Raw genomic sequence first — 22972 nt, 5'->3', positions numbered from 1 at the left:
CGCCTCGCGTCGTCTCAGTGATGGGGCCACCGCCCATATGCCATCTAACCGACGAGAAGCCCATATTTCTGGCGTACGGTGGAGGTGGTCCGAGACGAGGCCCGACGGCCGTGACGTGCCCGCGGCCGGGAGTGACGACCAGCGCGGAGGTCACCGCAGGGCCGACGTTTGTGGCTCAGGCCAGTCCGTCTCGATAGGCGAACACGGGCCAGGGCCGGCTGCCGGCTCGCCGTACCGCACCGCGAACGGCATCGCCAGGCCGGCCAGGACGAATGCGGCGGCGAAGATGAGCCAGCCGAACCATCCGCCGTCGACGATCAGCAGACTCGCGCCAAGCGGAGTGATCGCCGACGCGATCTGGGCGGTCATGCCGAACATGCCCTGATAGTGGCCCTGTGCATGGGGCGGAGCCAGGTCAGAGGAGACAGCCCACGAGCCGGCGCTGTGCCACAATTCGCCGGTGACGTGCACGGTGGCACCGAGCACGTGCACCACGCAGTGCTCTCATACCGGTACCACGTCGAGCACGAACGTCTCGGCCAAGCGGTCGAACCGCTTGCGGAGAAGATCCGCAGAGCAGGCCAGGCCGAGCGATGCGGTCACGCAGCGGACGAGCGGAACCAGGTAGGTGGCGCCCGATCAGCGACGTCGGTCGTGCCACACCGCTTGCGATCGGTCGGCTGACCGCGGACAGAAGAGCGGGGCAGGGCTCGATGTCTCGAACCCTGCCCCGCTCGCTACGCCTTCCGGCGCCACGTCCCGGCCACGCTACCGGGCCGCGGCATCACCGTCGCGTACGGCGTGCCCGCGAGCCCGAACGGCCAGCATGAGCAGGTCGGGGAGCCAGGGCTGATCGGTCAGCAGAAGCACAGCGGCCTCGGGGACCGGCACCGCACGGACCTCGACGATCTGTTCGGCGTCCTCCGGCATCGTCGGCGCCTGGACGATTGCGGCGCCGGCGGCACACCACAGCCAGGCCTTCTCCGGATGTGGCTGGTGCGGCCGGTACGGCTCTGGACGGTCGGTGACGCAGTTGTGCGCGCCCAGCACGGTCAGCGGGCCGGTGAGAACCGCGCCCGCCTCCTCCAGCAGCTCCCGCCGGGCGCAGTCCTCGACGCTCTCACCGGGCTCGCGCGTGCCTCCGGGCAGGAACCACACGTCGCGGTCGTCGCGGCACAGGATGACCTGGTCGCCGCTGAACCCCACGAGGTGCACGTTGGTGACCAGCGCGTCCGGCGGCGCTTCCGTGGTGAACTGGGCGTCGAGCCCGCCCCACTCCCACCGCTGCGGGGCGAACAGCCGGGGATACGCGGCGGCGAGGCCGGAGTCGGTCGGCATGCGCTCAGATCCCTTCTGGCGGATGGGTCAGCGACTCGGCGCGTCAGGTCGCCGGGGGCGGCCGGGGTGCGGCGCGCCGGCGGAGGTCCGGAGGGGAGCGCCGCTGTCGGGCGGCCTCGTCCGTTGGGCCGGCGCCGGAGACACCCGGCCACCGGTCGCAGGTGCGATGCCCCGCACCCACGGGTGACCGTCGTCGGCACGGCGCTGCGAGGTGTCGATCTCTCCGCGCGGCGCGCCCGGGCCGCCCGGAACCCGCTGAGTCGCGTTGCGAAACTGCTCGATGAAGTTCTTCTTGTCCTCGATCGACGTGACCTGGTCGAACTTCGTCCAGAACTGGTTTCTGGTGTCCTCGGGAAGGCGCGCTTCATGCATGAGATCGTCCAGGCGGCGGATGAGGCGGTGGTCGTCCCGGTGGACGAAACTGTCCAGTATCCGATTCAGCCGCGGCTCCAGGTCATCACTGCGGTTGATCCAGGACCGCACCTGCGTGGTGAACTGCTCACGCACCCTCGCACTGTCGAGCGGCTCGCCGTTGCGTACGTCGACGGCGCTGTCGTGGACGGCGAGCAACGCCGCGACCTTGCTGGCCTCACGCACGGCGGGAATGCGGTAGGGCTCGGCGATCAGCACCGGGTTGCATCCCCACGTCCGGTCCGGGGTGTCGATCAACCGCGCCTGGTCCGGCGCATTCTGCTTGATTCTTTTCGGACTGCTCAGCGGGCCCTGCAACGCGTTCTCGATGACCCGGATCGCCGGGATGCTGCCGAAGGTGAGAGCCGGATCGTCCGGGAGCGTCTTCAGGCCTCCACCGACTGCGCCCTCGCGGTGCAGCGCATATCCCTTCTTGCTCCCGGGATGCGGATCGCCCTCGGTGCCGAGGTAGAACATGTACCGACCGGTGAACTCGCTCTTGGGATAGATCGCGGCGCACAGTTCCTGGATCGTTCCCTTCAGACAACTGTCGACAAAGGTGATGCGGCTGCCTTCCTTGCCCACCGGAATTCCGTTCCCCCGTAGATACCGGGTGAGCCGCTGGTAGGCGCCGTCGACATCCCGATCGTCGACCGACTTGGAGATCTCCCGGTACGGCTGGAGCTGTGGATACTCGGCCCCGCTGTTCCGCTCCTTGTCCTGGACCGCGGCCTCGGCGAGGGCTCGGGAGAGCACCACGTTGTGACAGTGCGCGTCGAAGAAGTCGCGGTCCAGTGCGCGGACGGCCACGCCGAGGCTGAAGCCGTCACGTCCGACGAAGACGATTCGCGTGTTCGGGTCGGCGTCGACGGAAGCCCGCAGGTCATCGAGCATTTCCGCGGCGATGGAGGTGACATAGGGCCCGTGGTGCTCACGGAAGACGGTGTGCGCCTCCGCCACCGCGGCACGGTCGCTCGCGGACGTCAGCCCGTACGCCTCGTAGATCGCCTCGAGCCCGGTGAACTCCTCAAGGGCCGACACAGGTCATGCTCCTCGGTCGGGCCGCGACGGCTCGACGACCCGGGTGAGCCAGCGGACCAGCGGCTCGTGGTCGTCGACGGTCCCCCACCACAGGGGCACCCCGGCACGGCCGCGCTGGTAGACGCCCGCGCCGTCGACCTCCGTGCCCGCCTGCTCCACGTCGACGAAGGGCAGCATCACGGCGGCGCTCAGGGCGACGGAGTCGCTGAGCACGGTGGCTTCGCCCGACCGGTCGACCGTCTCGTCCAGCGCTACGGCCAGCGCCATGGCCTGACGGCGGCTGCGGTCGAGGGAAGGCCCGTCGTCCCCCGGCCCGGGGGTCACCAGGTCGAGCGCGGCGATCCGCCCCTCCCGCGCCGCGTCCAGCACGGTACGAGCGGCATCGGCACGTGCCGACCGCTCGCTGCCGGCCGCCGACTGCGTGACACGCAGCCGGCCGGCGAGGTCCGGAGCGTGCTCGATCAGCTGCGCGAGGTGGAGGGGCTCACCGAGGCTGAGCCAGCGGATCGGCTGCCCGTGGGCGCCGCAGGCGGACCGGACGACGGACGGCGCGTCGGAGGACCCGATCGCGACCGTGACCTCGGTGCGGCCCACGGCGCCCAGGAGGCGGCGTGCCGCCGACCGGGCCGGCTCGTCGACCACCAGCACCAGGGCGAGCCGCGGGACGGCTCGCGCGGCGGCCGCCACCGCGAGGACGGTGGCCGGTCCCCAGGCGGAGGCGGCATCGATGACGAGCGGGGCATCGCGGAGGTTCTCCGGCCAGTCGCCGCCTCGTGCGAGTTGCCGGCTGCTCTCCGCCAGGGCGGTGTCGGGGAACAGTTCGCCGACCGCGCTCAGAGCCTCGTAGTCCTGTCGTGCCTCATCGATGGCCTTGCCCTCGTGCCTCGCACGCTCCGATGTCATCGCCTGCCCCTTGATGGCTGTGGTGACGTAGGCGGACGAACCGCCGTCGTCGGCTGGTACGGCTGCTGCTGTTGTCGACGCGCGACGGGCCTGGGCAGGTAGGCGACCGCGGCCGACCGCCGCTCCTGCAGCGCCGCCACGGACCTGCTCACTCGCGCCGCCCGCTCGCGCAGGGCGTCCGGACCGTCGCGTAACAGTTGATCGTACGGGACCCGCTCGGCCTGGCCGTCGTGGCCGAAGGCGACGGTAAGGTCACTGGACGTGTCGCGGCGGTCGGCGCGGACGGTGACCTGCAGGAGCGGGCCGGACGGTCCCATCTGGATCGAGCGGTGGGTGCGCTGGATGTCCGGGCTGATGCCGAGGTCGGCCACCGCGGAATCGACAAGCAGTTGGATCCGCTGGCCGGCGTCGCGGTCAGGTGTGTCCCCGAGAACGAGACGGTACGAGTCCTTGGCATGCGTCACGTCACCGCGCTCGGGCTGCGCGGCCCGCAGCGCCGCCCGGTCGGCCCAGACCGTCGCCGCCGCGCCGTCGCCCCGGAGGAACCGGCGGAAGGACTGGCGGACGAACTCGTCGGTGGGTCGCAGCCCCCGCGACTCACCGCTGTACTCGGCCGTGACCGCGGTCGCGCAGCGGTCCCAGAGCGAGACGGCGAGCTCCCTCCGGTCGAGACCGGCCGCCCGGTCGGGCACGGCGTTGCAGGTGCGCGCGAACCAGTCCGCTCGGTCCCGCGACACCGGGTTCGCCGACAGGTGCGGGGTACGCCGCAGGAGGTCCTCGCCGGTGAGGACGCCGGGGCCGCTGGTGCTCCGGGCCCATGAGCGCACCTGGTCGAGGTGCTCGGGAAGCAACCCGACCGCCGGGTCGATCGGCACGAGCAGCGTGGGGATGCCTGTGTCGAGGACACGGGCCTCGGCCCACCGCCGGTCGGCGTCGGTGAGGAAGTCGTCCAGCCAGGCGAACGGCATGCCGTCGGCCTCGGCCAGCACGCTCGCGGCCTTCCAGTTGACGCCGTACGGCACCGGGCCGGCCAGAGCGCGGTCGATGACCAGGACGGGCAGCGGGTCGGCCAGGCCGACGACGGGCGCGACGTAGGCGTTCGCGGCATGGTTCCAGGTGGTCGCCCAGCGCAGATCAACCAGGTCCTCGCGGACGAGGTCGTTCAGCATCCGCCCGTGCTCGCGGCTGAGCTGCACCCGGTAGCCATGCAGGTGATGCTCGGCGAAGCCGCGGTCGGCATGGTCGTCGGTGGGGTTGAGGACCCCGTCGATGTCGAGCAACAGCCACGGCTTCACGGTGTCGCGGGCGGCCGGTCCCGATCCGCTCACCGGCCGCGTCCCGGCTTTCGGAAGGCCTCCTGCCATGCCTGCGGCCGCCGGGGCGCCGCGACCGGGGGACGGGTCTGCTGGTGAGCGACCTGCCGCGCGGCCGCCGCGACGGTGGTGCCGCGCGTAGGCGGCGCCAGGGTCCGGATGCTCTCGGCCACCCCTTCGGCGGCATGTCGCCAGGTGTGGTTCTGCCCGAGGTGTTCGCGCAGCTCCGTGGCCCGACGGCGAGTCTCCGGCAGGTCCTTCAGGAGAGCCTCGGCGTGGTCGGCCCACACGGTGGGCAGCGTCGCCTCCGAACGCCCCCGGGTGTTCACCACCGACGGTGCGCCCAGTGCCGCCGGCACCCTGTTCGGGTCGCCGAGGAACATCCCGACCCCGGTGTGGTTCCCGACCAGGACCGGCACGCCGTACCCGGCGGCCTCCAGCGGGGCCAGGCCGAAGTCCTCGTGCCGTGCCGCGTGGATCACCATGTCCGCCCCCCGGAGTTCGGCGGCCATGACGCTCGGGTCGGAGGTGTAGCCCCGAACCCTGACCGGGAAACCGGCGATGTCGGACAGCACGCGTTCCTGTTCCGCGACGTCGGACTTGTGCGCCCCCAGCATCGTCAGCCGTACGTCCAGGCCGCGGTTGTGCAGTTCGCCGACCGCGGCGGCGGCGATGTCGGCCCCCTTGAGGCGGTCGTCGGTGCGCGTGAAGACCAGCAGGTTCAGCCGGGTCTGCTCGGGGTCGTACCGGGGCGGCGTCTCCAGGATCACGCCGGGAGTCATCTCGACCACCGGGGGCGGCTTCTCACACATCCGGGCCAGACGGCGACCCTCGGCGGTCAGCAGCGGACCCACTCCGACCACCAGGTCGGCCCGGGACACCAGGGCGCGCTCGGTCTCGGTGTGCTGGTTCGACTCCAGCGGTTCGCCGCGGCCGCGGTCCATCTCGTCCGCCGTCACGTGGACGAAGTGCACCACCTTCGCGTGCGGGTAGAAGTTGTCGCGCAGGTAGGAGGCGGCCCCACCGGAGAACCGCCCGTGGCCCATGATGACGTCGACATCCGCCGGAAGCCGGTCCGCCCGGAGCAACTGCGCACGCGTGTCGGACAATCCCGGAACCGGATCGAGTACCTGGATGTCGACCAGGGGGTGCGACGGCGAGGGGACGCTCACCCGGGCGGTCACCCGGTGCCCGAGCTCGGCGAGCGCGATGGAGATCTCGCGATTGACGGCGATCGGACCGCCGCCGATCCACTTGTCGCAGAGCGTGAGCACGTTCAACGGCCGGGTCTGCGCCTCCGCCCGGGCCGGCGGCATGGGCACTGTCATCTCTGCTGCCTTCTTCTGGTGTCTCTGCGGATACCTGGTCGGCGGTCAGGGCGCCGGAATCGTCTGCCGCGCGGCCGCGCCGGGCTCATGTCGTCGAGGCGTACGGGACTGTGCTCGTGATCCACGGCGACGGTCAGCCACGCATGCCCGTCGCCGAGTAGAGCCGGCCGACGAGATCGTCCGCCACGTCGGCCAGTTCTGCGGCGTCCGGGCTCACAGCGCCGGTGGTGACGCCGTGGCGTAGCCGGGCCGACAACTCCCGGAGCAGGGACGCGGCCACGAGCGCCTCGGTGCTGGCGAGCTCGACGGACCGCGGCGGCTCGGCGTCGCCCTCGCCTGCCAGCGTCCTGCGGGACATGTCGGCCTGTTCGGCGAAGGTGAGGTCCTGCCGTACCGATTCCTCCCGCTCGTTCCAGCGGTATCGGTGCGTGCTGAGCATGCGTCCCCAGGAATCCGACACCTTCGTCACGTCTGTTACCTCCATGTGCACATCCTGACGGCAGCGGGGAATGGCACGACCTCGACGATCTCGGGACGCCGGTGCGCGACGACCGGAACCAGGCCGGCGGGCACGGCAGCACCGGTGACGGCTCCGGCAGCCCAGGTGTCCACGCACGGCGAACTCATGCAGTGCCCTCCCCCGAACGCACGACTGCATCGGTAGGCAGGAGCGGCGGCCAGGGGCCGATCCCGCTCACGATGCGTACCGGGTGCAGCATAGATCGATGTGTCTACTCACAACAGAGCAGCGATTCGCCGCGAGACGGAGCCGACGGCGCCACGCATCCAGCGGTCGCCGCCGGATCGACCCCCGTTGCTACGCTACGGCGCGGGACCATCGCGGAAACGGGGGATCCAGTGGTGCGAGCGCGGCTTCGGGCAGCGGCGGTCATCGTCGCGTTCGCGGCGACGACCGCCGGGTGCGGCAGCGACGACCCGCCGGCCCAGCCGGCCGCGCCGGCCTCCGCCGCCGCACGGTCACCCGCTGCCACCCCCTCGATGCCGGCGTTCGACCCGCCGACCCGGTTCTCGCCCAGCGGCACCGCACTGGGCAGGGCCCGCCCCGGCGACGTTCTCCTGCACGGAACGACCGCCTTCGTGGGCGGCGAGGCCCGGACCACAGTGGTGGACGTGAGCAGCGGCCGCCAGCTGTCGGTGGTCACGCCGAACCAGTCACCGATCACCGGCAACCCGGCCGCCGCCGGGCACCGGCCGGTGTTGATCGATCCCACCGGACGGCCGGCCGTGGTCGTGCCGTACGCCGTGGAGATCCCCGCCTCCGGCACCGTGGCGGCCCGGCAGGCCGTCGAGCTGCTCGTGATCGATGCGACCGACGGCCGGCCGGTGAAGACCGTGACCGTGGACGCCAAGCCGGCCGGGGGCGACGTCGGTCCGGTCGCCGGTGACAACGTACGCGTGGTCGGCGGCCGCGGCACCGCCGTGGTGCTCGGCATCGGCCGGCAGGTGACCATGGCTGTCGACCTCGGCACCGGCAGCACCCTGTGGCGCGACAACGACTTCGCCGCCTCGGCACTGCTGGGGGACACCGTCGTCGGGCTCACCGCCCCGGACACCCGCTACCGCCGGTCCATCAACGGGCTCGCGCTGCTCGACGGCGCCGAGCGCTGGTCGGCGCTTTCGGTCGCCAACGCCGAACTCGCCGCAGCAGGTCCCTCGTTCGTCGTCGCGGTGGGTGAGCAGAACGACGGCAAGCGCTTCTACGCGCTCGTCAAGAAGGACGGCACCCTGGTCAACCGCACGCAGGGCGAGTACCGGGTGGGGCTGCGCTGCTCCTACGACGAGGCCGCGGTCACGGTGTGCGCCCTGGGCAACTCGGAGCCGCTGTTCGCCCTGGACTCCACCACCGGAGAGGACCTGTGGCAGCTGCCCGCGACGGGCCGGCGCGCCCCGCGGATGACCGCGGCGTGGCACGGCGCGGTCTACGGTTCGGTGAACGACGATGCTGTCGTCCTCGACGCGCGCACCGGCCTGGACAGGTCAGTGTCGCCCGGAGTGGCTCCGGTGGCCGTCACGGCCCACGGGGGTCTCGCCGCGGACCCGTCGGACGGCGATGCGATGGTGTTCCACCCGGCCCTCGGCTAGCCGGTGCGGTCCGCGGCCGCAGCGCCGCGCCGCGCTCAGCCCTCGGGCAGCTGGTCGAGGACCTCACGCGGAGCGGCGAGGGCCGGCAGGGTGCTGGGCTCGGTGTGCCGGCCGGGTTCGCACTTGGCGAATGGCCCGTACTCGGTGGTCATGGCCATCAGGTGCGGATCGAGATGGTGCAGCCACCAGGTGCTCATGGTGTCGTCGAGTCGCGCCCTCTCCCACTCGCGCCACATCGCGTAGAAGCGCGAAATTGCCTCGGGATGCGCCCACCACCGGTCGCACCAGTAGATGCCGCTCTTGGGTCCGCTCAGGACGCGGCGCTCGACGACCTCGGCCAGATACAACCGCATGAAGTCGTCGAGGTTGCGGAACGCCGGCTCCGGCACCTCGTCGGCGGCCTGCTGCGGCTGCCGGGTGGCACTCGCGGTCGCCTGAGGATCCGGGGGCGTGCCGCCGGGCGGCATGGCGCCGGACAGTTGCTCCAGCAGAGCGGACAGTTCGGCGACGGCCGTTTCCGAATCGCTCTGGCCGGTGGGCATGGTCATTGCGGCTCCTGCACCGAGTTGTCGAACGACTGCAGTTCAGCGGTGTGGGGGTTGAGACTCCAGTCCTTCTGGCTGTCCGGATCCCAACGGGCGATGGAGGCCTTGATGGCCTCGGCGTACGGGCCGGCCTGCCAGGGCGCGGTGCGGGCCAGCACCGGCGGCGCACCCGAGCTGTACACCACCATCCGGCCGCGGGGCAGCGCGTGCAGCTCCGCGACGTCGAGCACCCGCTGGCGGCGGGTCTGCCGCGACACGGACCGCTGACCGAAGCCGGATCCGCTGCTCGACGTCGATCGGGTCATGACGTCGTGCTCACCGATGAGGCGGGACAGCTCCTCGAGGAACTCGGGGTCCGCGACACCGCCGCCGTAGGTACGCACGTTCGCCGCCGACCACAGTTTGCGCATGCCTTCGCGGCCCCACACGTCGATGCCCTGAGCGTACGACTGCAGCACGGTGATGATCGGCAGGCCGTGCGAGCCGTAGTAGGAGTACAAGGCCGGCAGTTGCCGGATGCGGCAGATGTTGGCCGCCTCGTCGAGCACCGACATCAGCGGCGGGTCGAGGCGCCGGCCCGCCGAGGCGCGGGCGCGCATCTCTCCGGCCCGTAGCACCGCGTCGGTCAGCGCGGCGATCAGTGGTGCCGGCGATCCCGGGCCGCCCTGGCTGAGCAGGTAGACGGTGTCGCACGTGGCGACGAAGTCCTCGGGGCGGAACTGCCGGATCGTCGGCGAGGACGGCGGGCTGACCCATGCGGTCACGCTCGGCTCCGTCAGGCACATGAGCATCTTCTGCGCGCCCGCGTAGATGCCGCCGCGGGTCTGGTCCGGCATGTTGACCACACCGATGATCGAGTCGGCCGGCAGCTGGAAGCCCGCACCGCTCAGGATGTCGGCCGGCGTCTCGTCGCGCGGGTTCACCGCCCACCGGTACACCTCGAGGATGGACCGGCCGCCGACCGCAGCCGCCAGCAGCAGATTGGCCACCAGCTCCTCGGAGCTGGGGTCGAAGAACGCATCGCGCTGCATGCCGGGCTCACGCTCGGCCGAGGCAAAGTGCTCGGCCAGCCGGCGCGCGTCGGTGATGGTGCCGATCCCGCCGAGCGGGTTCCACCACAGCTGCTGCGGCTGGCCCCAGACCTGCTGCGGGTCGAACACCCAGATCTCGCCGCGGGCCGCGCGCAGATCCCGGGTGGCGTCGATGATGTCGCCCTTGACGCTGGTGACCAGCGTCGGACCGGGGTTGGACACGGTGGCCGGGATCGCGCGGGCGGTGGTCTTACCGGTACGGGGTCCCCAGATGTCGACGGCCATGTCCTCCCAGGACTGGCGCAGTTCCATACCGCCGGCCACGGTGTATCCGATCAGGACACCCGTGTCATCGGGGGCGATGTCACCGGCGTCGGCCAGACTGGCCCGCAGCCGCTTGGCGGATGCGGTGACCCCGTCGCGGCTCAGGTGCGCCAGGTCGCCGCGGCGGGCCATGTGCCGGGCGGCCTTGTCGACCCGGCTGCCCCGGAGGCGGCGCCCCTTGGTCAGCAGCAGTACGCCGGTGGCCAGCGCCGCCACCACCAGCACCTCACCGACAGCCACCAGCGTGCACGCGAGCGTCCACGTGATCTTGCCGGAGATCAACGCCGCGACGGCGCTGAACAGACCCTCGTCGTGGTAGCCGGGCGGCTCGGTCAGCCGCAACGGCAGCCAGACCGCCCCGGCCGCCGCCAGCGCTAGCCCGGCCAGGCCGCCGGCGAGCAGGCCCGAGGAGTCGCTGCTTCCGCCAGGTCCCACTGCTCGGCTCATGTGCGCTGCCAACGGAAATCGGTGTTGCCCAGCTGCTTCTCGATCTCGGTGGGTTCCAGGCGCACCGGGATGCCGGGCCGGGTCCCGACCTTGATGAGGAAGTTCCCACGGCCGATCAGGACCTCTTCCTCGTCCGGCCCGGTCGTCCACGACGGCGGTGCCGACCACGACAGCACCTCGGCGCGTTCGGCCTGCGCCAGGGGCCGTACCCGGGCGACGGCATCGAGCTCCTGCTCGGAGCAGGCGCCGATCATGAGCACCGCGCACCGGTCGGCGAAGCCGCGGGCCTTGGCGCGGTCCTCCTCGTTCGGCAGTGCCTGCAGGTCGCCCAGCGAGTGGGTGATGAACGCGGTGCCGGTGCCCTTGGAACGGTTCAGGCGGGTCAGTGCGTCGATGCGGTCGACCATGCCGTGCCCGACCCGCAACGCCCGCCACATCTCGTCCAGGACCAGGAAGAAACGCCGCGGCGGGGCCAGTCCCAGGTCGGCCATCCGGTGCGCCGCCTCGACCTGACCGAAGCCGGCGGCCCACGTGGTGACCAGGGTGGCGGCGGTCAGCATCTGGTTGGTCTCGCTGATGCCGGAGATGTCCACGCACAGCGCGGTGGTGTCGAGCTCGATCGAGGCGGTGGTGTGCCCCTCGACGGTCGAGCCGAGCGGACCGTGAATCAGCGCCCGCAGCGTACGCCGCAGGTTCTCCGTCTCGAGGCGGTAGCGGTCCAGGTCGTGGTCGTCGTGCCACAGAGTCACCCACCGCACCTGCGTGGGCGCCTCCTCGATGACCCGCAGCACGTCCGACAGCAACGGCTGGGCGGTGCTCTCCCGTTCGGTCAGGAAGCGGAGCGCGGCCGCCAGTACGGTGATCTCGTCCGACGCGAGCGGAGCACCCCGGGTCAGGGTCGCCAGCACCAGGGCGGCGTTCAGCCGACGGTCGACGATCTCCGCATGCAGCTGCTCGATCTCCTTGGGGTCGCGCACGTGTGCCAGCACCTGCTGCCACGGACCGATGTCGAGCGGGTTGATCCGGTGCAGCCCGGGGCCCACGCGCAGCACCCGGCCGCCGAGCGCGGCGACCAGTTCGGCGTAGTCGGGTTTGAGGTCGCCCAGGATCAGCGGGGTCACCCCCTGGCCGACCAGGCTCAGCAGCATCCGCCGCACGCTGGTGGACTTGCCCATGGCCGGCTCCGCCTGGATCCACACCGACGGGTTGTTGATCAGCTTGGCCCGTTCGTACCAGGAGATCGGGTCGAAGCACACAGTCGCGTTGGTGTAGCGGTGCCGGCCCAGTGGGGCGCCGATCGTCGGGGTGGACGAGCCGGTGCCGAACGGCCACAGGCCGCACACCTGCACCGTGGTGCCGCGGTATTCGGTGGGCGACTCGACCCACGACATGTAGCCACCGCCGGGGCCAGGGTAACCCAACCGGGTGGGACGTCGGATCGGGATGACGGAACGGGGCATCAGGGTCCGCCTCCTAGAACGGCACGGTGGCGTGCACGGGCAGCACCACCCCGGTCGGCAGGGTGGCGGCGAAGGTCGCCGCCTGGGCCCCGTACATCGGGCGGAGCATGAGCCGCGCCTCGGCGGCGCGCGAGTCGATGATCCGGGTCGCCTCGTCGAGCTGTTCGACCGAGGAGACGGTGGCGGTGACCAGCACCGTGAAGCGCACGACGCCGGCACCGGAGGCCTCCTCCTGCGCGGCCTGCTCGGCCGCGCTGAGGTCGGCCAGGTCCCGGGCGGTGGCCTGGGACTTCTTCGTGGCGTTGAACCGGGCGTCGCGCTTGTCGGACTCGACGAGCTTGGCCGACTCGGCCGGCGAGTACGGCCGGTAGATCAGTGACACCCGCTTGCGCAGCAGCTGCGGGTCGGGGTCGGTCAGCCGGGCGAACGTGTTGGCGAAGGTGACACCGCGGGGAGCCTCGACCATGCCCCAGGTCCTTGAGACCCCGGAGTCGTGTCGGTAGTAGTCCCAGCTCTCCCGCGCCGACACCGGGCCGGCGTTCTCCCAGGTGAGGTCCAGGTCGGGGGTACGCGACAGCTCGATGCCCACCCCGGGGTCGTATGCGGCGCGCACGGCCCGGACCAGCGAGCGCGGCATCATCGGGCGCACGCCGCCGGCACCGGCGGCCGAGAGTCCGGAGTGCAGGTTCGGCAGCCGGGCGGCCACCTCCCGGCACATGTCCTCGTGCGAGAGCTGCCGCCGGTTCGGCGGCAGCGTGTAGGTGAGCGAGACCCGGGTCTCCACGGTCGCCGAGCCGGCCGGGTAGCTGCGTACCACTTCGTCGAGGACGCGGCGGGCCAGTTCCGGCGCCTGCGGCGAAATCGTGTCGTTGACCTCGGTGGCCAGCCGCGTGCCCGGGTCCGGGGTGCTCTCCACGGTGACCACGGCCTGTACCAGGCCCGGTTCCCGGCTGAGGTTGGACAGCCATGCGGCCAGGTGCGCCACGCGCGCGTCGATGGCGCTCTGGTCGACCAGGTCCATGCCCTCCGGGTAGCAGCGCAGCGTGACGGTGTAGTGCCGCGACTGCGGGATGACCACCACGCCGATGCGCCCGGAGCGGCCCGTCTCGACCTCGTAGACCTGCGAGCGGGCCAGGATGCCGGGCAACTGGTGTGTCTGTGTCACCTTCGAGGCCACGCCGGACAGGTAGAGGTGCTGTCGTCGCGAACGCCCCCGCCACCAGGCGATCCGGGCCGCCATGACCTGCAGTCCGGTGCGCCCGTTGACCTGAATGGCCAGCGGGACCAGGACGACTGCGCCGCACAGCGCGGTCAGCAGGGCGGCCACCAGCGACACGGCGAGCATCAGCACGGTCAGCAGGGCCAGACCAAACATGATCAGCGTGCCGACGGTGCCGAGACCGAACAGCCCGGCCGACACACCGCGGCGCCAGTTGCCGTAGGCGCGCTGCTGCGCCGGGTTCGGCGGCGTGGCCGTCGTCGTCATTGCTCCGCTCCTGTCGGTCCCGTCGCGCCCGCGGCGGCACCACCAATCTTCTTGATCGCCGCCGGGCCGGCCTCCGCCACGGCCTGCCCGACCATCATGCCGGCGCCGATGGGGCCAGCCGCCGCGGCCAACCCGCCGGCGGCGGCCGCGCCGCCACCGGCTGCCACACCTCCGCCGGCCGCGGCCGCGCCGCCACCGGCCGCGCCTCCGCCGCCTCCGGCCATCGCCCCACCGCCGCCGGACGACGCCGGTGCGGAACCGGGCCCGGGACCGGCCCCGGCGGGCCGCACCGCGGCACCCTGTCCGTCGCCGCCACCGCCACCGCCACCGCCGCCGCCACCGCCACCGCGGGTGGAGTTGAGCAGCATGGCGCCGGTGGCGATGGTTCCGGGGGCCGCCATGCCCCCGCCGCCACCACTGCCCATGGCGATCTGGCTGGTCGCCGGGGCCAGCAGCTTCAGCAGGGCCGGCATCGCCACGATGCCCATGCACATCAGCACGATGCCGGTCAGCACGGTGATCAGGTCCTTGCCGTCACCGATCATCCAGAACGCGGCCGCGTACACGGTGGCCGCGGCCGGCTTGTACAGCAATGCCGCCATCAGCCAGCTCATGTAGCGCGCGAGCATGGCGCGCCCGGTGCCGGTCATGGCGGCCGCCGCGGCCAGCGGCATCAGCCCGCTCAGCAGCACCTTGATCGCGGCGATGCCGATGCTCAGCAGGATCTGCATGAACGAGATGAGCAGCAGCATGAACGCGATGGTGATCAGCGCGATGGACGTGAGGCCGTTGAAGGCGGTCGCGCCGGCCACGGGTGCGAACATCAGCAGACGCTCGCCGAGATCGCCGCCGGTCGACGCGTCGACGATCCACGTCGAGTAGCCGTCGCCGAACTCGCTGAGCAGCGCGACGGTCGGCACCCCCGCGGCGCTGATCAGCGTCAACTGCAGCAGGCCGCGCCCGGCGTCGGTGGCGGCCTTGGCGTTGCGCTCCCACACGATTCGCCCGGCCGCGACGAGAAGGGAGAACACCGCGACGGCACCGGTGATCCAGTAGGTGTACTCGCGCAGCCGATCGACCGGTCCCCCGGTGAGGACCGGGGACGGGACCGCGATCCAGCCGGCGATCAGGGTCTTCAAGGCCCAGGCCGCGGTGTCGCTCATGGCCTTCGCGAGGCCGTTCAGCATGGATTCCGCGACGTTCCCGGCGACCGAGGTGCCGATTCCGCCGAGGAAGTCCCCGACGCTGCAGTCCGGCTGGGTGATCGGATTGCACATCAGCGGGCCCCCCATTCCACGACGCCGCTCAGGTCGGTCACGGTGCGGCTCAACGACGTCCAGGCGCCACCGGGCGGCGCCACCATCTTCCAGTCGCCGCCTCGCCACTGAAGCGTGGTCGTGACGATGAACCACCGTGCGGTGGCGCCGTTGACCGACCGGTAGGCCAGGCCGATCACCGCGGTGTCCGGCGTGTAGCTCAGGTACAGGTAACCCGCCAGCGGCGCGAGATCGCCCGGTTGCGCCGGCTGCTCCGGCTCGGCCTCGAGCGCCGCCTGCAGCCGGTCCCGGTCGGCGCTGGGCAGGAACTGCTGGGTCAGGGTCGGCTCCCAGGAAGCCCGGCCGGCGGCGGCGCCCACGCGGCTGGTCAATTGCGCCGCGGCGATCAGCGCGCCCTCCGGCGCGTGGGCGAAGCCCTTGGCCTGCGTGTCGCTGTGTACCCGGGGCCCGGCCCGATCGCTGAACGGCAGCGCGGTGCCGCCGACCACCCGCCAGGTAACGCCCGCCAGCGCGGTCGTCGGGACCGCTGTGGGCGGCTCGCCCGTCGTCTGCGGCTGCACCGCCGGCGCCTCACCGGCGGTGGCCTCGGACGACGCTACGGGGCCGGGCTTGTCGTCGTCGCCGGACCGCACGGCGACGACGACCCCGAGTGCGACGATCACCAGCAGCAACGCCGCGGCCAGCACGAAGCCCGGCCGGGTCCACGGCGACGGTTCCTCCGCGTAGTCGGCCTGGTAGTTCCTCGAACGCATGGCGGTCCCTCCCCGTGATTACCGCGCTCAGGTCAGTGCGTCGACCAGCTGCGGCCCCACTCCGAGCAGTACACAGCCGGCCAGCCACCAGCCCAGCGCCGAGGTGTTGGTGTCGTCACCACGACGGTGCGCGATCGCCATCTTGGCGCCGATGAACATGGCACCGCCGACGGCGACGGCCGTGACGATCCACTTCACCCAGCCGAGGATCGTCAGGATCTTGTCCGATCCGGGGGGCGCGATGTTGCCCGGGTTCGGAGCGGCGATGACATCGGTCGCAGCGTCCTGCACGCTGATGACCACGTCGTGCAGATGCAGCATCGTCGACATGGGTCCTTCTCCTAGGTCGAGACGAGTTCCACAATGGAAGCGCGGAGCATGGCGATGTCGGGTGGGGGGACGCCCAGGTCGGCGGCTCTGTCGGCGGCCAGCAGCACCTCCTGCCAGCCGACGCGCCAGACGTTCGGTACCCATCCGCCCAGCAGTTGCAGCCGCTCGTTGACGATCTTGGGCGGTCGACGCGGCGACGCCGCGACCGCGACGACTCCCTGCACCCGAGCGTGCACCGGAACGGCCCGCCGGCGCCACTGCTCCACCGCGCCGGTCGCCGCCAACGTTCCCGCGGCGCTGGCCCGGCAGACCAGGACGACATTGATCATCGGAGACTGCTGCGGCAACAGCGGCCACACCGGCCCGTGGTCGTAGCCGATTTGGGTCAGCGTCGCCAGTGTGGTGGCGCCGCTGCCGCCGTGACAGCCGACCCACCACACCGGGGGCCACCCGCCGGCGAGAGCCTGCGGCGGCACCGGTATCGCGGAGAGAACCGGAAGCGCGTCGTGCCCCGCACGAACGGGCGCATTGACCGATGGCACGTCAAGATCCGTCCTGCGCTCGACCGTACATGTGACTTTCCCCCGTGCCTGACGTACTCCGCGGCAGACAGTAGCACCCGGTTGCACGCCGATCGATATTGTCGTTCCACATCGGAACGTGCGGAGTCAGGCGCCGACCGGCCGTCCACGATGGACGGGGTACGAACATTCGACACGGGGGCGGAACGGTCATGGGGAAGGAACAAGGCGGACGGGTGCGGTCCGCACCCGTCGTACGGGCAGCGGTGCCCGCGGTCGCGATACCGATGCTGCTCGTAATGCTTTCCGGCTGTGCCCATTCCGGAGTCTCCGGCGGCACGGCACCACGGGACACCGGCCCCGCGCCGGCCGCCGGCGGCCCGGCCGCCAGCGTCACGCCGCCGGAGGCCTTCGGTCGCGACGACGAGGACGACGAGGGGCCCCGCGCGCCCGTCGCCGCGGCGGCGCCCGCGGCGGCGGCTTTCGCCACCGCGTGGGCCAGGCCGCGGCTCGACGCGGCGAGCTGGCTGAACGGCGTCACGCCGTTGTGCGTTCCGCGGTTCGCCGCGCAGCTGCGCACCGTCGACCCGGCTAACCTGCCCGCGTCCCGCATCACCGGCCGCCCCAAGGCGACCTACCCCATCCGGGGCGGCGGCGGGCAGTTCGCGATCCCCACCGACCGCGGGACGCTGCTGGTCAGCGTTGCCGACGTCAAGGGCCGCTGGCTGGTCACCGGCAACGACTTCACCCGGGCCGGGCAATGACCGACAAGAAGACGACAGGTCTGGTGGGCGCTGTCGTCGCGATCACTCTGCTGTTGGGCGGATGCGTCATCGGGCTGCCGCTGTTCCTGATGGCCGGCTCGGTCAGCGCCTCGCCGTGCGGGACGCTACCCGGGCCGGTGCCCTCCGGTGGTGGCGAGGCCACCACCGAGTGGGACCAGAGCCAGGTCGGCAACGCCGCGATCATCGTCGCGGTCGGCCAGGAGATGCAGGTTCCGGCCCGCGGGCTGGTGATCGCCCTGGCCACCGCCATGCAGGAGTCGACGCTGCGCAACCTCGACTACGGCGACCGTGACTCCGTGGGCCTCTTCCAGCAGCGTCCGAGTCAGGGCTGGGGAACCGTGGCCCAACTCACCGATCCCAGGTACGCCGCCGGCAAGTTCTACACGGCGCTGCTCAAGGTCGAGGGCTGGGAGGGCATGCGGCTGACCGACGCCGCCCAGGCCGTGCAGCGCTCCGGCACTCCCGAGGCCTACCAGAAGTGGGAGGACGACGCCTACGCCCTGGCCGCCGTCGTGCTGAAGGTCGGCAGTATCGACGAACTTGGCGGCGGTACCCCCGGCGCGCCCTGCGGTCCCGGCGCCTTCGAACCCGTCCCCGTCGGTCCGGGCGGCTGGGTGCAGCCGGTACGGGCCGGCATCGTCGCACCGTGGGGCCAGGACCGCGGCGACCACCAGCATGCCGGCGTCGACCTGGGCGCCCCGAAGCTCACGCCCATCCGCGCCGCAGCCGCCGGCGTGGTGTCGACCAGCAAGTGCAACGCCCCGGAGTGGCACGGCTGCGATACCGACGGGTACCCCGGCCTCGGTGGATGTGGCTGGTACGTCGACGTCCGTCACGACGGCAACATCGCCACCCGCTACTGCCACATGATCCAACAGCCCTTCGTCAAGGTCGGGCAGAAGGTCGCCGCCGGTGAGGTTCTCGGCCTCGGCGGCAGTTCCGGAAACTCCTCCGGCCCGCACCTGCACTTCGAGGTGCACCGCGGCGTCGCCCCCGGTCAGAGCCTGAGCTTCGGCAACTCCGTGGACCCCGTCGCGTTCATGGCGGGCGTCGGAGCTCCGTTGGGCGGCTGACCGCCGGTAGGTTCTCGTCGAGATGGCGCATGAGCGACGCCGCGGAACTCGTCTATCGAGCCTTCATACCGAGAGGTAGAGGCATGGCAAAGCTGATGTGCGTGACGAACGTGTCGCGCGACGGCTACATCGAGGACGAACGCGGCGCGTTCGACGGGTTCCTCATCGACCGGTGAACGACAGACCCGTGCGATCGCCGGCGACGCTTGCGTGACAGGCGGAGCGCTGACGACTGATTCGGCCGGATGAGACCGCCCAGCACGACCTCGGGTAGCCTCAGGCCGCCGCGCCGGAGCACCTCAACGGACGGCTGGCTGCGGCGCCCGGGCAGGCGTACGTGTCGGCTGCGCCGGCCCCCGCGCGACCGGGCGGACGGTGCCGCGGCCCAGCGTGCCGCGTGTCGGGGCCGGGTAGGCCTTGGCCGCGGCCTGAGCGCCCCTGCCCTCCGCGATTCGCGGCGCGGGAGCGCCGGTCGGCGCGGCCTGGCCCGGCGCAGCTGCCTGGCCGTTGACAGCCGCCGTCTGGCCGGCCGCGTCGGTCATCTGGTCGTGCTGGGTCGCCTCAGCGGTCAGGTCCTGCTCCCGCGCGTAGGCGTGGTCGGCGTAGGCCGGCACGTCGTTGCCGGGCGCGAGCCCCTGTTCGGCGTCCAGCCGGACGTCACGCCACGCACCGGCGAGATTCCGGTCGTCGGCGGCCGCCGCCCGATGCCAGTTCGCGTCGGCGTCGGCGCCGGTCCGGCGCCCGTCGGTCTCCCGCTGCTGCGATGAACGGTCCGCGGGCCCACGGCCGTCGGCTGCGGCGCGCTCCGCCGCCGTTCTCGCCGCGCTGGGACCGGCGGCGTGCCCCTGCCGTTCCGCGGCGTCGCGCACGGCCCGGGACAGCGCGTCACCCGTGTGGGTGCGCCTGCCCGGGGCGGGCACCCGTATGCCGCTCTCGGCGAGTCGTTCACCCGCGGCCCGTCGCGCCATGTCGGCAGCCGGGTCGACACCCTGCCAGGCGGTGGAGGCGCGCCACACCTCGACGACGTCGGCGTTCGTGGCGCTCTGCCACCACTTCGGGTCCGCCGCGCGGTTCCAGGTCGCCGCGTCCTGGCGGTACTGCGCGTACAGCTGGTCGTGCACCTCCCGGGTGCGGTGCGGGTCGAGCCGGGTGGCCTGCGCGGCCAGTTCGCTGCGTACGTCGAACTGTCGGTTGCCGACGGACTGCGCGAACTCGAGCTGCCGCTCGGTCACCTCACGCTGCTGCAGCAGTTGTCGCTGCTGCTGCTCGGCCAGGAACCGCTGGTACTCCACGATCGCCGCGATGAGCTGCATGACGCTGCCAGCGATCTCCGAAACCGCCACGTGTCCGCCTCCGCCGCGATCGTCTGGGGTTACCGCCCGTTCCGGCGGCGTCAGGACCGCCGGGCCCGCGCCTGGCACCGTATCGTGCGGTATCGAGGCGCCGCAGCCCCTGGGGGCCGACGACCAGGCACCGGTCACGGGCCGCCGAGGCCGTCACTTGCGGTTCCAGACCGCCTCCTGGCCGGTGCTCGGGTCCTTGACCGTCAGGGTCCCGCCGTCGGCGCTCAGGACGCCGTCGGCCGATATCTTGGTGATGCCGCAGTCCAGTTCGAGCCGGTATTCCCGATCGCCCTGCCCCTTGGTGGTGCCGGTGCAGGGGACGTCGATGTTCGCCGACACGGAACCGTCGTCGCGCACCGTCATCGTGCGGGACTGGTTTTCCGCCATGATCCACGTGCCGGTCAGCGACGGTTCGCCGCCGCACCCGGCCGTCAGCAGGGCGAACCCGAGCGCCAGCCCGGCAGGTCCCCAGCGCTTGACCACGTTCCCTCCCCGGTATGCCGCGTTCCACCCTAACGGGCGGCACCGCCTCCGGCCCGCCCCGTGGGCACAGGTCGTGGGACCCCACGTGGAAGAGCTACACCCGAGGGTTCGGCACCGAAGATGGTCAGCCTCATTGCCACTCCCCAGATGTGGAGTAGCGGTAACTCGCCCAGCACCGGCAACCCGGCGGGCGTCCACCCGAAGTGACCCCCTGAGACCGGACACCTCCTGACCCCAACACGCTGATGACCGTCGCCTACACCGACCGCGTCGGCGATCGCCGGACCCGCCTCCCTGCGCCGAGCCGTCGACTACCTGCACGCCCGATGAGATCGTCGACGGCGGCGATGCGTTGCTCGAGGGCGAGGATCTCGGTGGCCATCTGCCCGACCACCACGGCGGCGGCACGCTGCCCGGGCAGGGTGATGGTCTGCTGCCGGGCGGCGGCGACCAATGCCTCGGCGACCGGGACGGCGTTCTTGACATGCCCGCGGCGGAGCAGGGCGGTGATGCGGTCGAAGCCGGCGTGCCGGATCGCGGCCGGGGTCTGCCAGCAGGCGAGGACCATCATCGGTTCAGGTCCACAGCCCGTTCCAGCGCGGGGCTGATGCCGGTGAGTAGTTCCTGCAGCCGGAAGAGGGCGCGACCCCATCGCGCCGGCCACTCCACCTTGCCCACCAAGATCAACCGGAGTCACATTGCCGGGTGTGCTCCTGGGCTGGGCGAACAGGGGTCCGGTTGACGCGGGCGAACGTGGGCCACTCCCTGCCACCCCAGGTGAACCCAAGGTCGCTAGACTGGGCCCTCGCGCCCTCGTAGCTCAGGGGATAGAGCATCGGTTTCCTAAACCGTGTGTCGCAGGTTCGAATCCTGCCGGGGGCACCTCGATACTCAGCTAAAACGCCATCTGAGCTGGCAATACATACGCCGCTCGATTCGAACAGGCGTGCAGCCGTAGGCCACCGAGAGTCGCCGTTTGTCGTAGGTCGCGGAACATTCGCGGAATGACCTTGAGGCGTATGCCCAGGTCAGCGGGCGGGCATGGGGCAAGATCCGGAACGGTGGCCATCATACGGGCCAGGCAACGCCGGTCAGTGCCTCAGCGATCCGGTCGTTGACGGTGGCCTCTGCGCCGTCGATGCACTTGGCGTAGACCTTGAGCAGTACATCTACGGAGTGCCCGGCTCGGTTGGCTACCTCGGTCGCCGGGACGCCAGCGTTGAGCCACAGCGACACGGCAGCATGCCTCAGGTCGTACGGCCGACCGGCGAGCGGAGAGTCAACCTGGCGCGGCGGCAGCGCCAGTCGACGCGCCTCATCCCAAACGCGCGAGTACGTCGAGGCCGCAACGACATTGCCCCGCTCGCTGTGGAACAGGCGACCGTCCTTAGCAACACCGAACCGCTCGATGTGCTCGCGCATGATCCTCACGAGCGCGGGCGGGATCGGTACGCCACGCGGCTCGTCCTCGGCACGGTGCTTCAGCCCTCGGTCGTCATGAACCTCGCCGCTGTCGGTCCACCGCTTGCCCGCCTGCGGCCGACTCTTGGCCAGCGTCAGCCGACCCCATCCCTTCTCGGGAAGGTCGCAGTCCTGCTCTCGCAACGCCAGGGCCTCTGCCGGACGGAGCGCGGCGAAGTACAGGCAGGCAAAGAACGCGACCAGGCGCTCACCACGTTTCGCCCTCCGTCCCCGCTGGCCGACATAGGTGACCGCGATCAGCAGTTCCAGCGCCTGGCGCTGGTTGACGACCACCCGACGATCAACGACCTCGGCAATCTTTCTGCGCTGCGACCGAACGCGAAGCTTGTCGATCGGGTTGAACTCCAACTCTTCCAGCTCGACCGCGTACTGAAGCGCGTTGTAGAACACCGACCGCTTCCGACGCACAGTGGTCGCGGCGGCCGGCTTGCCGTCGAGCTTCACCGCCAGGACGTCAAGCGCACTTCGCAGGGTCCCCGCGTCCCGGAGGTCAGGCAGGGGCAGGGAGGCGTGGCGCAGCCAGCGCACCGCGTCGGCAACCTCCGGCGGCATGTCCAAGCCACGAGCCGGCGGCGGCAGTACGTGGTTGCGCAGCGCTTGGCGAAGCAGTTCGACCGGCGGCCGGCAGTGGGCGTCCTTGACGAGCGCCGCTGTGACGGTGGCGAGCGCTTCCGTCATGCTGTCTCGGGACTTGGCCGCAGCGCCCGCCCACTTCATGTCGACGTACTTCTTGGCGAAGTCCAGCCAGGTCACAGCCACCGGGGTCTCCGTCATCGAGTCCGGTAGCCCGGTGTCGATGTGGAACCCCTCGCCCTGGTTGGCGGCCTGCATCAGGTCGGAACGGAAGCCGTCGGCCAGTGCCCGCGTGACGAACGTGCGGGACTTCTCGCGGCCAGCCACCACCCACCGGACGGTGTACGAACGCTTGGCCTTCTTCGACCGGGCACCCTCGGCGGTGTTGGTCTTGATCGCCCAGATGCGGACGCGACGAGACTTCACGCCGCCACCTCGCGCCGCTGTTCCAGCCAAATCCGGAGATCCTTCTTCGATATCCGGAGCTCTCCGTTCGGAAGCCGAATGCAGGCCGGGGCGATGCCGAGTTCACGCCACCGGTAGAACGTCCGGCGCGAGACGTTGTTGAGCGCGGCGAGCACCTCCGGAACGGTCATCAGTTCGTCGTCCACGGTCAGAGTCCT

General features: G+C 71.4%; 22 protein-coding genes, 1 tRNA gene and 1 pseudogene. 4 read left to right on the top strand and 20 right to left on the bottom strand.

Features of this window, described 5'->3' with window-relative positions; all coding sequences use genetic code 11:
• Nucleotides 1-150 precede the first annotated feature (150 nt).
• From V6U79_RS20545 to V6U79_RS20515, 7 genes are all read right to left on the bottom strand, one after another.
• A complete protein-coding gene (locus V6U79_RS20545; protein WP_334615510.1) occupies nt 151-495 on the bottom strand; it encodes a hypothetical protein in 345 nt (114 codons plus the stop codon).
• A gap of 273 nt (nt 496-768) precedes the next feature.
• Complete coding sequence (locus V6U79_RS20540; protein WP_334534023.1) at nt 769-1338, bottom strand: NUDIX domain-containing protein; 570 nt, start codon at nt 1336-1338, stop codon at nt 769-771.
• Between the two features lie 27 nt (nt 1339-1365).
• Nucleotides 1366-2790, bottom strand: a complete 1425-nt coding sequence (locus V6U79_RS20535; protein WP_334615509.1) for a hypothetical protein — start codon at nt 2788-2790, stop codon at nt 1366-1368.
• Between the two features lie 3 nt (nt 2791-2793).
• Nucleotides 2794-3693, bottom strand: coding sequence for a hypothetical protein (locus V6U79_RS20530; protein WP_334534028.1), 900 nt, complete (start codon nt 3691-3693; stop codon nt 2794-2796).
• Nucleotides 3690-5021, bottom strand: coding sequence for an HAD domain-containing protein (locus tag V6U79_RS20525; protein ID WP_334615508.1), 1332 nt, complete (start codon nt 5019-5021; stop codon nt 3690-3692). The genes V6U79_RS20530 and V6U79_RS20525 overlap by 4 nt, the downstream gene beginning before the upstream one ends.
• The gene (locus tag V6U79_RS20520) at nt 5018-6334 is read right to left on the bottom strand and encodes a glycosyltransferase family 4 protein (protein ID WP_334615507.1); all 1317 of its coding nucleotides are present in this window, start codon (nt 6332-6334) and stop codon (nt 5018-5020) included. Before V6U79_RS20520 ends, V6U79_RS20525 begins: the two co-directional genes overlap by 4 nt.
• A gap of 133 nt (nt 6335-6467) precedes the next feature.
• The gene (locus tag V6U79_RS20515; protein ID WP_334534036.1) at nt 6468-6818 is read right to left on the bottom strand and encodes a hypothetical protein; all 351 of its coding nucleotides are present in this window, start codon (nt 6816-6818) and stop codon (nt 6468-6470) included.
• Between the two features lie 377 nt (nt 6819-7195).
• On the opposite strand from V6U79_RS20515, the gene V6U79_RS20510 reads away from it, so the two are divergent.
• The gene (locus V6U79_RS20510; protein WP_334615506.1) at nt 7196-8437 is read left to right on the top strand and encodes a PQQ-binding-like beta-propeller repeat protein; all 1242 of its coding nucleotides are present in this window, start codon (nt 7196-7198) and stop codon (nt 8435-8437) included.
• 35 nt (nt 8438-8472) lie between these two features.
• On the opposite strand, the gene V6U79_RS20505 is transcribed toward V6U79_RS20510, so the two are convergent.
• The 8 genes from V6U79_RS20505 to V6U79_RS20470 all read right to left on the bottom strand — a co-directional run bounded on the left by V6U79_RS20505 (nt 8473) and on the right by V6U79_RS20470 (nt 16418).
• The gene (locus V6U79_RS20505; RefSeq protein ID WP_334534041.1) at nt 8473-8985 is read right to left on the bottom strand and encodes a DUF4913 domain-containing protein; all 513 of its coding nucleotides are present in this window, start codon (nt 8983-8985) and stop codon (nt 8473-8475) included.
• The gene (locus V6U79_RS20500; RefSeq protein WP_334615505.1) at nt 8982-10784 is read right to left on the bottom strand and encodes a type IV secretory system conjugative DNA transfer family protein; all 1803 of its coding nucleotides are present in this window, start codon (nt 10782-10784) and stop codon (nt 8982-8984) included. The genes V6U79_RS20505 and V6U79_RS20500 overlap by 4 nt, the downstream gene beginning before the upstream one ends.
• Nucleotides 10781-12175 carry a putative type IV secretion/conjugal transfer ATPase gene (locus V6U79_RS20495; RefSeq protein WP_334615504.1) on the bottom strand — a complete coding sequence of 465 codons (1395 nt, stop codon included), beginning with the start codon at nt 12173-12175 and terminating at the stop codon, nt 10781-10783. Before V6U79_RS20495 ends, V6U79_RS20500 begins: the two co-directional genes overlap by 4 nt.
• A gap of 82 nt (nt 12176-12257) precedes the next feature.
• Nucleotides 12258-13730, bottom strand: coding sequence for an SCO6880 family protein (locus tag V6U79_RS20490; RefSeq protein WP_334534050.1), 1473 nt, complete (start codon nt 13728-13730; stop codon nt 12258-12260).
• The gene (locus tag V6U79_RS20485) at nt 13727-15007 is read right to left on the bottom strand and encodes a hypothetical protein (RefSeq protein WP_334615503.1); all 1281 of its coding nucleotides are present in this window, start codon (nt 15005-15007) and stop codon (nt 13727-13729) included. Before V6U79_RS20485 ends, V6U79_RS20490 begins: the two co-directional genes overlap by 4 nt.
• Entirely contained in the window at nt 15007-15759 is a 753-nt protein-coding gene (locus V6U79_RS20480; RefSeq protein ID WP_334615502.1) for a DUF8175 domain-containg protein, read from the bottom strand. Before V6U79_RS20480 ends, V6U79_RS20485 begins: the two co-directional genes overlap by 1 nt.
• Before the next feature lie 27 nt (nt 15760-15786).
• Complete coding sequence (locus V6U79_RS20475) at nt 15787-16089, bottom strand: hypothetical protein (protein ID WP_334529806.1); 303 nt, start codon at nt 16087-16089, stop codon at nt 15787-15789.
• 11 nt (nt 16090-16100) lie between these two features.
• Nucleotides 16101-16418 carry a hypothetical protein gene (locus V6U79_RS20470; protein ID WP_334615500.1) on the bottom strand — a complete coding sequence of 106 codons (318 nt, stop codon included), beginning with the start codon at nt 16416-16418 and terminating at the stop codon, nt 16101-16103.
• Nucleotides 16419-16876: 458 nt separating this feature from the next.
• On the opposite strand from V6U79_RS20470, the gene V6U79_RS20465 reads away from it, so the two are divergent.
• The gene (locus V6U79_RS20465) at nt 16877-17374 is read left to right on the top strand and encodes a hypothetical protein (protein WP_334615498.1); all 498 of its coding nucleotides are present in this window, start codon (nt 16877-16879) and stop codon (nt 17372-17374) included.
• A complete protein-coding gene (locus V6U79_RS20460; RefSeq protein ID WP_334615497.1) occupies nt 17371-18468 on the top strand; it encodes a M23 family metallopeptidase in 1098 nt (365 codons plus the stop codon). Before V6U79_RS20465 ends, V6U79_RS20460 begins: the two co-directional genes overlap by 4 nt.
• 299 nt (nt 18469-18767) lie before the next feature.
• Here V6U79_RS20460 and V6U79_RS20455 read toward each other — a convergent pair whose 3' ends face one another.
• From V6U79_RS20455 to V6U79_RS20445, 3 genes and pseudogenes are all read right to left on the bottom strand, one after another.
• Nucleotides 18768-19811: a hypothetical protein gene (locus tag V6U79_RS20455; protein WP_334615496.1), complete on the bottom strand. Its 1044-nt coding sequence runs from the start codon at nt 19809-19811 to the stop codon at nt 18768-18770.
• A gap of 153 nt (nt 19812-19964) precedes the next feature.
• Nucleotides 19965-20294: a hypothetical protein gene (locus V6U79_RS20450; protein ID WP_334529791.1), complete on the bottom strand. Its 330-nt coding sequence runs from the start codon at nt 20292-20294 to the stop codon at nt 19965-19967.
• A 325-nt stretch (nt 20295-20619) separates the two neighbouring features.
• A pseudogene (locus V6U79_RS20445) lies at nt 20620-20933 on the bottom strand (IS110 family transposase); the annotation flags it as partial.
• 170 nt (nt 20934-21103) lie between these two features.
• Here V6U79_RS20445 and V6U79_RS20440 point away from each other — a divergent pair.
• Nucleotides 21104-21176, top strand: a tRNA-Arg gene (locus V6U79_RS20440).
• Nucleotides 21177-21362: 186 nt separating this feature from the next.
• On the opposite strand, the gene V6U79_RS20435 is transcribed toward V6U79_RS20440, so the two are convergent.
• Entirely contained in the window at nt 21363-22775 is a 1413-nt protein-coding gene (locus V6U79_RS20435) for a tyrosine-type recombinase/integrase (RefSeq protein ID WP_334615494.1), read from the bottom strand.
• A complete protein-coding gene (locus tag V6U79_RS20430) occupies nt 22772-22960 on the bottom strand; it encodes a helix-turn-helix transcriptional regulator (RefSeq protein WP_334615493.1) in 189 nt (62 codons plus the stop codon). The genes V6U79_RS20435 and V6U79_RS20430 overlap by 4 nt, the downstream gene beginning before the upstream one ends.
• Nucleotides 22961-22972 lie beyond the last annotated feature (12 nt).

The organism is Micromonospora psammae, assembly GCF_036902725.1.
Classification (GTDB): Bacteria; Actinomycetota; Actinomycetes; order Mycobacteriales; family Micromonosporaceae; genus Micromonospora.
Note: the sequence above shows the minus strand (reverse complement) of the source record. Positions and strands in the feature narration are given on the sequence as shown.

Excerpts from the sequence above, each read along its gene's own strand:
- V6U79_RS20540 (WP_334534023.1), bottom strand. The coding sequence starts at position 1,338 with ATGCCGACCGACTCCGGCCTCGCCGCCGCGTATCCCCGGCTGTTCGCC.
- V6U79_RS20530 (WP_334534028.1), bottom strand. The coding sequence starts at position 3,693 with ATGACATCGGAGCGTGCGAGGCACGAGGGCAAGGCCATCGATGAGGCA.
- V6U79_RS20520 (WP_334615507.1), bottom strand. The coding sequence starts at position 6,334 with ATGACAGTGCCCATGCCGCCGGCCCGGGCGGAGGCGCAGACCCGGCCG.
- V6U79_RS20515 (WP_334534036.1), bottom strand. The coding sequence starts at position 6,818 with ATGGAGGTAACAGACGTGACGAAGGTGTCGGATTCCTGGGGACGCATG.
- V6U79_RS20505 (WP_334534041.1), bottom strand. The coding sequence starts at position 8,985 with ATGACCATGCCCACCGGCCAGAGCGATTCGGAAACGGCCGTCGCCGAA.
- V6U79_RS20500 (WP_334615505.1), bottom strand. The coding sequence starts at position 10,784 with ATGAGCCGAGCAGTGGGACCTGGCGGAAGCAGCGACTCCTCGGGCCTG.
- V6U79_RS20495 (WP_334615504.1), bottom strand. The coding sequence starts at position 12,175 with ATGTCGTGGGTCGAGTCGCCCACCGAATACCGCGGCACCACGGTGCAG.
- V6U79_RS20490 (WP_334534050.1), bottom strand. The coding sequence starts at position 13,730 with ATGACGACGACGGCCACGCCGCCGAACCCGGCGCAGCAGCGCGCCTAC.
- V6U79_RS20485 (WP_334615503.1), bottom strand. The coding sequence starts at position 15,007 with ATGTGCAATCCGATCACCCAGCCGGACTGCAGCGTCGGGGACTTCCTC.
- V6U79_RS20480 (WP_334615502.1), bottom strand. The coding sequence starts at position 15,759 with ATGCGTTCGAGGAACTACCAGGCCGACTACGCGGAGGAACCGTCGCCG.
- V6U79_RS20475 (WP_334529806.1), bottom strand. The coding sequence starts at position 16,089 with ATGTCGACGATGCTGCATCTGCACGACGTGGTCATCAGCGTGCAGGAC.
- V6U79_RS20470 (WP_334615500.1), bottom strand. The coding sequence starts at position 16,418 with ATGATCAATGTCGTCCTGGTCTGCCGGGCCAGCGCCGCGGGAACGTTG.
- V6U79_RS20460 (WP_334615497.1), top strand. The coding sequence starts at position 17,371 with ATGACCGACAAGAAGACGACAGGTCTGGTGGGCGCTGTCGTCGCGATC.